10 protein-coding genes are annotated in these 13,173 nt (G+C 44.3%); 4 read left to right on the top strand and 6 right to left on the bottom strand.

Annotated features, from left to right (window positions below; genetic code table 11):
• Position 1 precedes the first annotated feature (1 nt).
• From ACZ5XY_RS05825 to ACZ5XY_RS05810, 4 genes are all read left to right on the top strand, one after another.
• Entirely contained in the window at positions 2-1,159 is a 1,158-nt protein-coding gene (locus ACZ5XY_RS05825; protein WP_464739827.1) for an AAA family ATPase, read from the top strand.
• A 2-nt stretch (positions 1,160-1,161) separates the two neighbouring features.
• Positions 1,162-3,069, top strand: coding sequence for a type I restriction-modification system subunit M (locus tag ACZ5XY_RS05820; RefSeq protein WP_464739825.1), 1,908 nt, complete (start codon positions 1,162-1,164; stop codon positions 3,067-3,069).
• A 92-nt stretch (positions 3,070-3,161) separates the two neighbouring features.
• Positions 3,162-4,778, top strand: a complete 1,617-nt coding sequence (guaA, locus tag ACZ5XY_RS05815; RefSeq protein WP_464739823.1) for a glutamine-hydrolyzing GMP synthase — start codon at positions 3,162-3,164, stop codon at positions 4,776-4,778.
• A gap of 118 nt (positions 4,779-4,896) precedes the next feature.
• Complete coding sequence (locus ACZ5XY_RS05810) at positions 4,897-6,873, top strand: DUF2075 domain-containing protein (RefSeq protein ID WP_464739821.1); 1,977 nt, start codon at positions 4,897-4,899, stop codon at positions 6,871-6,873.
• 79 nt (positions 6,874-6,952) lie between these two features.
• Here ACZ5XY_RS05810 and ACZ5XY_RS05805 read toward each other — a convergent pair whose 3' ends face one another.
• The 6 genes from ACZ5XY_RS05805 to ACZ5XY_RS05780 form a co-directional block, all read right to left on the bottom strand.
• Positions 6,953-7,930, bottom strand: a complete 978-nt coding sequence (locus ACZ5XY_RS05805; protein ID WP_464739819.1) for a zinc-binding dehydrogenase — start codon at positions 7,928-7,930, stop codon at positions 6,953-6,955.
• 88 nt (positions 7,931-8,018) lie between these two features.
• Positions 8,019-8,666, bottom strand: coding sequence for a GDYXXLXY domain-containing protein (locus tag ACZ5XY_RS05800; RefSeq protein ID WP_464739817.1), 648 nt, complete (start codon positions 8,664-8,666; stop codon positions 8,019-8,021).
• Positions 8,663-9,850: a DUF4401 domain-containing protein gene (locus tag ACZ5XY_RS05795; RefSeq protein WP_464739815.1), complete on the bottom strand. Its 1,188-nt coding sequence runs from the start codon at positions 9,848-9,850 to the stop codon at positions 8,663-8,665. The genes ACZ5XY_RS05800 and ACZ5XY_RS05795 overlap by 4 nt, the downstream gene beginning before the upstream one ends.
• Positions 9,850-10,929, bottom strand: coding sequence for a DUF2157 domain-containing protein (locus tag ACZ5XY_RS05790; protein ID WP_464739813.1), 1,080 nt, complete (start codon positions 10,927-10,929; stop codon positions 9,850-9,852). The genes ACZ5XY_RS05795 and ACZ5XY_RS05790 overlap by 1 nt, the downstream gene beginning before the upstream one ends.
• A gap of 107 nt (positions 10,930-11,036) precedes the next feature.
• Positions 11,037-11,291 carry a DUF2798 domain-containing protein gene (locus ACZ5XY_RS05785; protein ID WP_464739811.1) on the bottom strand — a complete coding sequence of 85 codons (255 nt, stop codon included), beginning with the start codon at positions 11,289-11,291 and terminating at the stop codon, positions 11,037-11,039.
• 142 nt (positions 11,292-11,433) lie between these two features.
• A complete protein-coding gene (locus ACZ5XY_RS05780; protein WP_464739809.1) occupies positions 11,434-13,002 on the bottom strand; it encodes an MATE family efflux transporter in 1,569 nt (522 codons plus the stop codon).
• Positions 13,003-13,173: the final 171 nt, after the last annotated feature.

Raw genomic sequence — 13,173 nt, 5'->3', positions numbered from 1 at the left:
TATGAGTGACGTAACCCAAAATACTAATGAGACTGAAACAAATGAAGAAACCAAAAAGCTATATCATTATGTCAGTTTAAAAAAGATAGTCTCTCGCCTACGAGATGATCTCAACTTTAACGATCTTGATAGCGCAAACTTCATTCTTGTATATGCCTATAACGGTACGGGAAAGACACGCTTATCTATGGAGTTTAAAGAAAGAGGTAAGACGACTAAGAAGCGTAAACCTAAAGAACCAGATACGCTATATTTTAATGCTTACACCGAAGACCTGTTTTACTGGGATAATGACTTAGATAACGATACAGAGCCAAAACTACATATCAATTCTGATTCCAAGTTTTTTGCAGGTTTTAAGGAGTTAGAGCTTGAAAGCGCTATCTTTAAATACTATGAGCGCTATGCTAGCTTTAATTTCAAAATTGACTACGAAAATTGGACAATTAGGTTTTACAAAGACGATGAAGATGAGTTTATAAAGATATCGCGAGGAGAGGAGGCGATATTTGTATGGTGTATATTTATGGCTATTTGCGAGTTAGCCATTGAAGAAGCAGATGCTTATAAATGGGTAAAGTATATTTATATTGACGATCCAATTTCATCACTAGATGATAACAATGCTATAGCCGTAGCCTGTGATCTTTCTAAACTTTTAAAAAAGAAGAGAGATGATCAAAAAGTAGTGATTTCTTCACATCATAGTTTATTTTTTAACGTCATGAGCAATGAGCTTAAAAAAAGTAAGCATAAGCTTTATTTTTTGCATAAAGCATCTGAACGTGACTATACGCTACAAGCGACTGATGATACGCCCTTTTTTCATCATGTTGCTACGCTTAGCGAATTAAAAGAAGCAAGTGAGACAGGAAGAGTATATACGCATCATTTCAATATGCTAAGAGCTATCTTAGAAAAGACATCCACCTTTTTTGGCTATAAAGACTTCTCCGTCTGTATCGATAATATGGAAGATAAGGACTTATTTAGCCGGGCTTTGAACGTAATGAGTCATGGGCAATACTCCACTTACGCTCCTATAGAAATGGGAGAGGATACAAAAGATTTATTTGAGAAAATCCTTCATGCATTTTTAGCTCGATACCAGTTTGAATTACCTAAATTAATGACTGAACCACCTAGTGGAAGAAAATAAACATGACCCAAGAACAACTAAACAACCTCGGTAAAACCCTATGGGACATTGCGGACAGCTTACGTGGCGCGATGAATGCCGATGACTTTCGCGACTATATGCTCTCCTTTTTATTCCTGCGTTATCTCTCAGACAACTATGAAGAGACAGCGGCAGCAGAGCTAGGCGCAGACTATCCCAAACTGAATAAGGATGATAAGCGGTCACCTTTAGCCGTATGGTATAAAGATAATAGCAATGACATTCATGAAGTCAGTATTGACTACGTCGATACTAAAGGAAAAGTAAAAAGTATCATCGTTAATAAAGATGAAGATGGTAATTGGATATCAGACAATCAATCGTCTTATATAGACAATCTAATTGATAAGAAGACGGGTGTCTTAACAATGCCAATTGATATGTTAAGAGTGAAGGAAGATCCTACTGAGGCTCTTATCAGTATAAAGACAATGCCCACTTCACCATCTGAGCCACCTATTGTTAAGGCGACGAAGGATAGCGATTTAACCATTACATTTGCACCAGAGCCAGATATTAAAATGTTTGAAAGCTTAATGCGCCGTAAAATGCATTACGTACTCAAGCCTCACTACCTTTGGAGTAACATCGCTGAAAAGGCTCGCACACAGGATATTGAATTACTTAAAACCTTAAATAAAGCTTTTAAATATATTGAAAATGAATCTTTTGATAGTAACTTTCAAGGGTTGTTCTCTGAGATCAATCTAGAATCCGAAAAGCTGGGCAAAGATTATCACTCGCGTAATAAGAAACTCTCTACGATTATTCAGCAGATAGCTGATGGTATAGCTGAGTTCAATACAGATAGTGACACATTGGGTAACGCTTATGAGTTTTTGATCGGTAAATTTGCCGCAGGCAGTGGCAAAAAAGCAGGCGAGTTTTATACCCCGCAGCCGATGTCTACCATATTGTCTCGTATCGTCACGCTTGATAGTCAAGACCCGAAACTTGGCAAGCGAGACAAATTAAATAAAGTGCTCGATTTCGCTTGCGGCTCAGGCTCCTTACTGTTAAACGTTAGGAACCAAATGGGTAAAGACGGCATCGGTAAGCTATACGGTCAAGAAAGCAATATCACTACCTATAATCTTGCTCGTATGAATATGCTATTGCATGGGGTAAAAGATACCGAGTTTGATATCTATCATGGTGACACACTAAAAAACGAATGGGACATACTTAATGAACGTAACCCCGCAAAAAAGATCGTGTTTGATGCCATTGTCGCCAACCCGCCTTTTAGCTTACGTTGGAAGCCTGTTGACACTACAAGCGATGACTTTAGGTTTAAAGGCTATGGCGTTGCCCCTAAGTCAGCGGCGGATTTTGCCTTTTTATTACATGGCTTTCACTACCTAGCTGATAATGGCACGATGGCGATTATTTTGCCGCATGGGGTACTATTTAGAGGCGGTGCTGAGGAGCGCATACGTACTAAGTTACTCAAAGATGGACATATAGATACTGTTATCGGTTTGCCTGCTAACCTGTTTTATTCGACAGGTATTCCTGTTTGTATTTTAGTGCTCAAAAAGTGTAAAAAGTCTGATGATGTTTTATTTATCAATGCCAGTCATAAAGACAACTTCAAACCAGGTAAACGCCAAAACGAGCTTGAGCCTGGGCATATCGACAAAATCATTGATACGTATCAAAACCGCCGTGAAGAGGCACGCTACTCTCGCCGTGTATCAATGGATGAGATTGAAGAGCATGGATTTAACCTTAATATTACCCGTTATGTTAGTATCGCTGAAGCTGAAAAGCAAATTGACCTAGAAGAGGTTCATCAGCAATTGATTGAGATAGAACAACGAGTACAGAGCGCTAAAGCGACCCATAATAAGTTTTTACAAGAGCTTGGCTTGGCTGTTCTGCCATAAATAATTGACCCATCAATGCTCCGAAATGACCCGAAGCGGTATAAAACTTGTTAAAATACCCCTACAATTTATCTATCGATGGACATTGCTTTATGACAACTGCCACCCCTGCCATCTCTAATCAAGACGTCACGCCAACTATTAAAGAAGACCGAATCCTTATCCTCGATTTTGGCTCGCAGTACAGTCAGCTTATCGCCCGCCGCGTCCGCGATTCCGGCGTGTTTTGTGAAATGTTCCCGTTTGATATTGACAGTGACCGCATCAAAAACTTTGGCGCCAAAGGCATCATTTTATCCGGCGGTCCTGAAAGCGTTCATATTGAAAACAGCCCGCGGATTAATGAAGCGGTGTTTGAGCTTGGCGTTCCGGTGCTTGGCATTTGCTACGGCATGCAGGCAATGGCGGAGCGCTTTGGCGGTAAGGTTCATGCAAGCGACATTCATGAGTTTGGCGCGGCAAGTATCCGCTTAAATCAAGAGTCGGCGCTGACTCGCGGCATCGAAGATAGCAAAGACAGCTTAAGCGTTTGGATGAGTCACGGCGACAAAGTCATTGACGCGCCAAAAGGCTTTGAGATTATCGCCTCAACCCAAAGCTGCCCAATTGCCATTATGGCAGACGAATCGCGTCAGTATTACGGCTTGCAGTTCCACCCAGAAGTCACCCATACCTTGCAAGGTGAGGCGCTGCTTGGTCGCTTTGTTCATGAGATTTGCGGCTGCGCGGGTGACTGGACACCGGACAACATCATTGACTTGCGCGTTGAACAGCTAAAAGAGCAAATCGGCGACAAACAAGTCTTGCTTGGCTTGTCCGGCGGCGTTGACAGCTCAGTGGTGGCTGCGCTTTTACATAAAGCCATTGGCGACCAATTGACCTGCGTATTTGTGGATACTGGACTACTTCGATTGCATGAAGGCGACCAAGTCATGCAGGTATTTAGCGAGAATATGGGCGTTAAAGTCATCCGTGTTGATGCTGAAGACCGCTTTTTAACCGCACTTGCAGGCGAGACCGACCCTGAAGCCAAGCGCAAAATCATCGGCAAAACCTTTATCGACGTCTTTGCCGACAGCGCCCGCGAGATCAGCAATAGCAGCGACGGTCAAGAGATTGAGTTTTTAGCACAAGGGACGATTTATCCTGACGTCATCGAGTCTGCCAAATCGCACCAAGGCAAAGCCCACGTGATTAAAAGCCATCATAACGTCGGCGGCTTGCCCGATGATTTGGCGTTTAAACTGGTCGAGCCGCTCCGCGATTTGTTCAAAGACGAAGTCCGCAAGCTTGGTATCACTTTAGGATTGCCGCACAAAATGATTTACCGCCATCCGTTCCCAGGCCCCGGCTTAGGCGTTCGCATCTTGGGTGAAGTCAAAAAAGAATACGCGGATATTTTGCGCCAAGCGGATGCCATTTTTATGCAAGAGCTTGAAAAATCAGGCTGGTACGACAAAACCGCGCAAGCTTTTGCGGTCTTTCAGCCGATTAAATCAGTTGGTGTGGTCGGTGATGGTCGCCGCTATGCTTGGGTGATTGCCCTTCGCGCTGTAGAAACTGTGGATTTTATGACCGCGCGCTTTGCCCACCTGCCGTATGAGCTGATTGAGACGGTATCGAACCGAATCATGAACGAAATCAAGGACGTTTCGCGCGTGACTTATGATGTGTCAAGCAAGCCGCCAGCGACGATTGAGTGGGAATAATCAAAGTTTAAATCTTGCTCAGAAAGTAAAAACGCAGACTTTTAGTTTGCGTTTTTTTATACGGAACAATATTGTATTAAGCTATAAATTTAAGCATTTATTAACACAAGGACAGCCTGTGAAGCGCGCCTACTATTCAAGCTCAATAAAAGACTTTTTGATAGAATCTGAACACAGTATTTTAGGACAATTGACCGCAGGCCACAGCAATAGAACGCTTGAAGAGCTACAAATCAACGCTTGGAAAAAGCAAATTCAAGTATTAAAAAGTCAACTTAGTAATTTTTCAGGTCAGATTTATTTTGAATTTACTATTCCGAGAATGGGTAAACGGGTGGACAATATTATTATTATAAATAATATTGTTTTTATTGTTGAGTTCAAGGTTGCTGCTGGTGGCTACCAGAAACCGGCCATCGAACAAACAATCGACTATACCCTTGATCTTAAAAACTTCCATGAGGGCAGTCATCATGCCAAGTTAATACCATTATTGGTGGTGACAGATGCCAAAGATAGTCAGACGATGACGGATCATGCGGACATTATCAATCACCAAGATGTGGCTAAATCTAATCAGTTCAATCTAGCCCAAACGCTTGGCACGTTTATAAATGAAAATGAGTCCGCTATCGATGTTGCCTATTGGGAGAATTCAATTTACAAGCCTACACCGACGATTGTAGAGGCGGCGCAAGCCCTTTATAAGGGCCATAATGTCAAAGATATTACCCGATCAGATGCCGGCGCCATTAATCTGACAACAACAAATGAACAAATCAATCAAATTATTGAATACTCAAAACGCAATCACTCAAAATCAATTTGCTTTGTGACCGGTGTTCCTGGGGCTGGTAAAACGTTAGCTGGCTTGAATACCGCAGTTCAGCGTATGAAAGCTGATGAGGATGAGCATGCTGTTTTTTTATCAGGAAATGGCCCTTTAGTTGAGGTTCTACGAGAGGCATTGGCTCGAGATGCGGTGGCAACGTCCAAACTTCATGCTCAAAAGCTGACTAAAAAACAAGCCGCCATTAAAGCCAACGCGTTTATACAAAATATTCATCATTTTAGAGATGATAACTTAAAGTCGGATAACGCCCCAATTGAAAAGGTGGTGGTGTTTGATGAAGCCCAAAGAGCGTGGACGACAGCGCAAGCCTGCGCATTTATGAAAAGAAAAAAGGGTATTGAAAATTTTAATAAATCTGAACCTGAGTTTTTGATTGAGGTTATGAATAGGCATACGGGTTGGTGTACTATCATCTGTTTAATCGGGGGCGGACAAGAAATCAATACTGGTGAAGCTGGTCTTGAGGAGTGGATTCACGCTTTAAAACATCATTTTAGTCACTGGAATATTTATTATTCACACGTCATTCTTCAAAGTAATAATTATCTTAGATCTAAACCTATCAAGGATTGGCTGGCAAACAACGGCAACAGTAAATCTGAGCTGCATTTGTCAGTATCTGTCAGATCATTTCGATCAGAAAAATTGTCAGATTTTGTTCAAGCGCTGTTAGACTTAGATAAAGACGTCGCCAAAAGTATTTATACCCAAATTAAGGCAGATTACCCCATTGTCATTACCAGAGATTTTGAAACTGCTAAAAACTGGCTACGAAAGTCTGCAAAAGGTAGCGAGAGAATAGGGGTAATCAGCTCCTCGGGTGCCAAAAGATTACGGCCTTTAGGGATAGATGTCAGTCAAGGCATTTCGGCACCGAATTGGTTTTTGAATGACAGCAACGATATACGATCTTCTTATTTTCTAGAAGAAGTAGCGACAGAATTTGATATCCAGGGCCTTGAAATCGACTGGGCTTGTGTCGCTTGGGGAGGCAACTTTCATATAGAATCTAGTGCTTGGCAATACTTAAGTTTCAAGGGCACTAAGTGGCAGAGCATTAAGCAGCCAGATGCCAAAGAATTCCTGAAAAATACATACCGAGTATTATTGACTAGAGCCAGGCAAGGGATGGTTATCTTCATTCCTGAAGGTGACATCCTCGATCACACCAGACCCGAAAAATTTTATGAAGGTACTTGGGATTATCTTAAGTCGCTTGGTATTAAAGAAATTAAAGTTTAAATAAATAGCCGCTTGAAAAAGGCAGGGTTCTACAACAAGGACCCTACTCTTTATTGTTAGTGGTATAGCTTAATAAAATCTAAACCCTAACCAAAACCTTCCCCATCTTCTCCTTCTGAACCTTACCATCCACCGCTTTTTTAATATCTGCCAAATCAAAAATAGCTCCCGTAGGAAGGGTAAGCTTGCCGCTGACCGCGCGGTCAATCAGCTCTTGGATCAGCCGTTGTTTATTGGCAAATTCCATTTCTTGGCTGATCTTACTGCCCCAAAAGCCTTTTAAAATGGCCTGTTTAAAGATCATATCAGAAGGATTAAGCATCATGGGCTTGCCAGACATTGCACCAAATACCGCAAATGTTCCGCCAAAACCGAGTAAGGACAACAGATCGCCGCTGGCCTCGCCGCCGACCGCATCAACCGCCGCGCTGATGGGTGTATCTTGGGTGATCGCGCGCACCTTATCTTTCCAATCCTCGTTTGAGGTGTTGATATTGTGCTTTAAGTTCAACTCTTTAAGCTCGCTCAGGGCGCCTGCGCTGCGAACCAAATTGATGGTGTTGATGCCGCGAGCGCTCGCTAGCATTGCAAGTGATTTGCCGACCGCGCCATTGGCCGCGTTGTGGATGAGCCACTGCGCCGGTTGCAGGTTCAAAAACTCAATAAGCATCAAAGCGCTAAGCGGCATGGCAATCAGTTGCGCGGCCATCTCATCGGGAATGGTGTCGGGAATAGCAAAGACCATTTGGCTTGGTGCGGTAAAATACTGCGCCCACGTTCCTTGAACGCTTGCCGCCGCGACCTTTTGACCGACTGTTAAGCCTTTGACCTCAGTCCCTACCGCATCAATCACGCCGACCGCCTCAGAGCCGCCGATTGCTGGAAGTTTGGGTTTAAAGCCGTATTGACCGCGGATGGTCAATAGGTCATGATTGTGGATGGAGGCTAAAATCGTTTTAACGCGAACCCCAGTAGCTTTTGGTTCAGGTTTTGGGCGTTCGGTGACACTTAACACCTCAGTAGGATTGCCAAACTGCTCGTAGCTAGCGCTTTTCATTGTTTTATCCTTATTATTTTAATGGTGAAAGCCTTTACCGTAACAAGTCAAAGCCTTTAGTTGCAACGACCTTTTAGTGAATCGTGAGTCACCGCGCGTCATTATTCTTAGGAACAATCACCTCAAAATCTTCATTCACCATCGATTGCAGTAGCGGCGCGCCCTTATCATTGACCCGAAACAAACCAAATTCTGCATTTTCAAACGCCTTGCTATGACCTTCTTGAAAGAAAAATGCATTGGTTGCGATATAAATACTGCCGTCACGGATTTTGTAACGCAGGGCGATTTCATTATCAGCGGTATGGTTGGGCGTATCGGCAAGCCTTACAAAATGCCCAACGCGGTGCTTATCCAGACTTAAAATCACAAAGCCATCATAATGCCAAAACTGCTCAGGAAGGTTCGGGCGAAACCAAACGTCTTCCTCCAAATTACCCTCAATGTCCTCATCGGTCGCGGTCGTTTTGACCGATTGGCTAAGCGCTTCGGCAATGTCATCTTCAAGTTGATAATTGAGCGCCATATAATCGCCTTGAATGAGACTTCTCGGGTCAACGGGCGCAAGCTTTAGCAATACCACGCGACCGTTTGCCAGTTGCGACTCAAACTTGGCAATGGAAATATTGACCGCGCTTAAAGTAATAATCAGTCCAAGTAAGGCGGCAACAATTGCCAGTCCGCGCCGAGGGGTTGATTTGGAAGGTGTCAAAAGCTTATTTAAAAATCGGCTCATGGCGTACCTCCTTGAGCTTTTTGGTCTTTTTGACCTTTAAACCGCGGACTAAAAATCAGCGCCCGCAGTAACAAGCAGCCAAGGGCTAGAACAAGCAGCAGCGCCGATTTGATAAGTAAGGAGGTATCTAATTGATAATAATACCAAAAGACGTAACCGATCAGCGTTGCCATACTAAGCGCTTGCAGCAAACGCTCGCTATTAGCAAAGCTGACCGTGATCACAAGCGCAATTGCTAAGAGTCCTGATGCCCAAAAAGACAGCGTGCCAAGGGCGATAATGGCAATCATTGCAAGTAAAAATGGTAGCGATGAAATAGACATCGTATAGCGTTTAGCAAGTATCATTGCCGCTGCAATGCTGACCAGCGTCAATAATCCTTGCGATAGCATCAATATAACAGGGTCGGTCAGCTGCAAAACTGCTGAATTAGCATCTACGAGATCCCATACAATATCAATGAAAAATATCGCCGAAATCATTAAGAGGATTGCCGATGAAAAGCTGAGCGACCGCAAAACGGAGATGCCATTTGCCAAAAATTGTGGTGGCAACAAGGTCAATGATTTATGGGAAAAAAGCGTTGTGCTGATAAAAATGAGCGCAAGCAGCGCCAAACTGACCGCCGTTACGCCAAAAATACTTAATAAATAAAGCAAACTTGCCAGCATGATCGTGCAACTTACCAGCCGATAAAACAAGCTTGGCATAATTACCGTTAATATCAGCTCAACAACCATTAACCCGGCAACTCGAAAGGCTAAACTGTCCTGATTATCAACGATTGCCATGAGCCAATAGCCTTGAGCGCCGATCGCTAAACTTAATGCCAATCCTGTGACAAAGGGCGAGCTGCGGCTGGCATGAGTCAGCAAAACATAACCCAACGCGCTTAGCATTATGGCAACCGTCACAAAAAGCGCGGTCGATTCCCCAAAATCTAAAGCTATCAGCATTAATGCAATCGCCGCAAGCAACAACACACTGATCACCAGACCGCAAAGCCCAAAAAATAGCTGAATAAACCAAGGCGTGGACTCTAGGGTTAAGTCATCGTTAAGTTCAGCGGCTTTGAATTGCACAAAGGCGTTTGAGGTTGGGTCAATGAGCTTTGCCTCGACCAGTTTGTCGAGGGTTTCGGTCATATCAGCCGTCGTTAAATCTTGGCGCTCAAAAGGCATCATCACGATCTCCTTACGCGCAAACTTGCTGCCGATAAGCGCCGAAGCCAACCCACCGCAAGCGAGCTTATGATCAATAATATCGCCGCCATGACAAAAAGCGCTGCCATTTCCCAGTCAAAATCAAGCCACTTGGCACTCCAAACCATCACGACCGCAACGATCGCGGCGCAAAAATAGGTGAGCATCAATAAATTTAATCTGAGCCAATAAAAGTGATACCACAACACCCCAAGCCAAAGCAGCCAAATGACATGAGCAAGTAAGGTGTTGGCAAAATTGACCTCATTAATCGCGCTATTGCTGGCAAGTATCGTGGCAAATCCTGTTGTCAATAGCCCCACCAAATTGGTGCTCCAATGCAGATGAACGGGCGGCGCAATGAGCTTTTTTTCAGCAATATTTGCCGCTGGATTTATGCTTGGTAAGTGAGAGTCACGTGGAACAATCGATAAGTGCTCAGCAATCATAAGCCAAGCCAAAAACGCGAAACCGTTAATCAATGTCAGCAGCAGCATTTTGCTAAAAATAGGATTAATAATAAAAGCAAATGGCGCGATAGCAAACCATGAGCTTTGGGCATAGCTGACCATCACGGTCAAATTGATCAGCTCAAGCCAAAGCAGCCAAAGTATGGGAAAGCGGGCAATGAGTACCCAAGGAATAATCAGCACCGACCAAATGGCAAACAGCTGCCATGAGTCTGCGCCCGTTTGGTAAACTTGACCGACAAGCGCGAGCAGGGCGCCTGTAATCAGACTTGCCGCCAGCAGTAACAATTGCTGTAGCAACGAAGCTTTTTTTAGCCAAACGAGCGCCAAATAGCAAATGAGAGTGAACACCAACGCGCCTTCAACCAGTGCAAATTTGCCCATTTTGCCCAATTCAAGCCAGTTAAAGGCAATAAAAAATATCAGGCTAAAGGCAATAGCTATTACGCCTATGATGGTCAGCAGCCGCTCAAAAAACTGCCGCCACTCCTTAACGCTTGGGTAAATATGAAGCGCCATCGCTGCCTTTTCAGCAACTTTCGCAGGCAAGACCTCCGCATTAATTAACTGCTCAATGGTTCGCTTGGTCATCGTGCCACCCTTATCATGATGGAGATAAGGTTATCTTAGCGAGAATTAAGCGCTCGATTTGTCAAATAGTGTTAATTAACAATGAAATAAGCAGATTTCAATAACCGTCAATAAAACTCAATCCGGCTTAAAATATGCTCTTGAACCAAATACGCGCAAGCATAAGCGCTTGGCCAAGCCACCAAAAATGCCAATCCCCAAGAGTGCAGCAGCTCTATAAAAAAGCCGTCAACAAAGCCGACTTTAATCAGCATGAGCACGGTTGAGATAATCAGCGACATCATCAGCGCCATGAGCCCTGTAAACAGCAAACGATAATATTTGCGGTGGGTTCGGATTTTAAAGGGTTGTTTTGTCGTCATAAATATCGCCGTTTTCTAAGTCCTAATGACAATTACGCCATTGTTTAATCAGGATTTTACTGAATAAAGAATGATTATAAATGATAATCTGGCTAAAAAAGGTCAGAAAATGACGATAGCGTTTATTTTTTATGAGGGTAAATCAACCTCGCGATTGCCGTTTGAGTTTTCTTTTTAACACCCGCCGTTGCAATCGGCGCTGCAAGTTTTTAAGGCGTCGTCGCAGCGGTGAGCGCTTCCAAACGGTCGTTGGCATCAGCTCGCGACCTGAAGCGCTGGCTCCGGTATCAATGCGAAACTCTTCAGAATGTTGCGCTGCTTCCTCGGCAGGTAAGATTTTACCTTTTCGCCAACCGCCGTACCAATAAAGCCCTGCGCCCATCACCGCCGTTGCCACCATTCCGGCGGGGAACGACAGCCAAAGCGCGTCCTCGCCAAGCATCGGATAAAGCCCAAATGCAAATCCCAAGCGCACCGGATACATGGAGATAATCATCACAATCAGCGGCCAAATCACGTAGCCGTTGGAGCGCATCGTCCCGAACAGCACTTGAGCGATGCCAAAAAAAAGATAGCCCCAAGTCGCCACCAATTGAATATGCCGACCAATGGGAACGGCATCGCTGTCGCTGCCAAGAAATAGCCCAAGCGCCGCTTCATCAAAAATGGTCAGCACCAAGATGAGCGCTCCGGTTAACACTAGGTTAAAAATAAGCCCCCACTTGGTAATGTCAGGGACGCGGTTCCATTTATTGGCGCCGATATTTTGCGCCACCATCGCACTTGCCGCCGCGCTTAACGCCATGGCGGGCATCTGAACGTAAGTCCAAAGCTGCTGAGTGGCGCTATAAGCCGCGGTGGTTTGAACGCCTTCGCGGTTGATTAAAGTCAGCATCGTGAGCGCCGCCGATGAAATAACAATCATCTGAATCCCCATTGGCAAGCCTTTGGTAATCATTGATTTTAAAATCTGCGGGTCGGCACGTAAAAATTTCAGCTCTAGCAAACTAAGTGCAAGTACGGAGCGGCGCAAATATAAAGTGATGACCAAACCTACAAGCGCCACCAAGTTGGCAACCGCAGTGGCAAACGCTGAGCCAAAAATACCCCATTCAGGAAAAGGTCCAATCCCCAAAATAAGCACCGGCGATAACACAAGGTCAATCAGCACCGACAGCCCAATAAACCAAAGTGGCGTCGTCGAGTCGCCCGTTCCGCGAAGCGCCATCATGATAAGGGTAAAGGTTAAGGTTGCTGGCATGGCAATAAAAATTACCCGAAGATAAGTTAGCGCAAGCTCTGCGGCACTTGCCGGCGTTCCAAGCAGATCAAGCAGCGTGGGCGAAAACACCCAACCCAAAATCGCAATCAAAATACTCAGCGGAATGATGCTGCCAAGCGCCGTTCCCATGGTTTTTTTGACCATTAAAGGGTTGCGCCGACCCATCGCTTGACCAATCAAAATGGTCGATGCCATGCCAAAGCCAAAAATAAAGGAAATCAGGATAAACATCACGATATTGCCGTTTGCCGTTGCCGCAAGCGCATTTTCACCCAAAAACTGACCCACCCAAATGGCGTTGATTGAGCCGTTAAGCGACTGCAATGCCGACGACCCAAGCGTTGGCAAGGCAAATAACAGCATGGTTTTGGCGATTGACCCTGTGGTCAAATCACGCGATTTTTTTGGGGCGGCGGCAGCATCACTCACGGGTTATCCTTTTGCATTATTTATTGTTATTACTGATAAAAATTTTATTGAAGTAAATTTAGCGAAAGCCTTTATCATAAAGGACAATGCTAATGCCGTCTTTATTAGAGCTGTAATCTTAGCGGTTAACAGGGGTTACGATTTGAGGACTTTTGGTGTGACTTAAAAGGT

Source organism: Psychrobacter sp. GTC18467 (genome assembly GCF_055397455.1).
The sequence above is the reverse complement of the archived record's forward strand: the minus strand, read 5'-3'. Positions and strand labels throughout refer to the sequence as shown.

Coding starts and splice junctions, on each gene's coding strand:
- guaA (WP_464739823.1), top strand. CDS start 3,162: ATGACAACTGCCACCCCTGCCATCTCTAATCAAGACGTCACGCCAACT.
- ACZ5XY_RS05785 (WP_464739811.1), bottom strand. CDS start 11,291: ATGACGACAAAACAACCCTTTAAAATCCGAACCCACCGCAAATATTAT.
- ACZ5XY_RS05790 (WP_464739813.1), bottom strand. CDS start 10,929: ATGACCAAGCGAACCATTGAGCAGTTAATTAATGCGGAGGTCTTGCCT.
- ACZ5XY_RS05795 (WP_464739815.1), bottom strand. CDS start 9,850: ATGATGCCTTTTGAGCGCCAAGATTTAACGACGGCTGATATGACCGAA.
- ACZ5XY_RS05800 (WP_464739817.1), bottom strand. CDS start 8,666: ATGAGCCGATTTTTAAATAAGCTTTTGACACCTTCCAAATCAACCCCT.
- ACZ5XY_RS05825 (WP_464739827.1), top strand. CDS start 2: ATGAGTGACGTAACCCAAAATACTAATGAGACTGAAACAAATGAAGAA.
- ACZ5XY_RS05820 (WP_464739825.1), top strand. CDS start 1,162: ATGACCCAAGAACAACTAAACAACCTCGGTAAAACCCTATGGGACATT.
- ACZ5XY_RS05805 (WP_464739819.1), bottom strand. CDS start 7,930: ATGAAAAGCGCTAGCTACGAGCAGTTTGGCAATCCTACTGAGGTGTTA.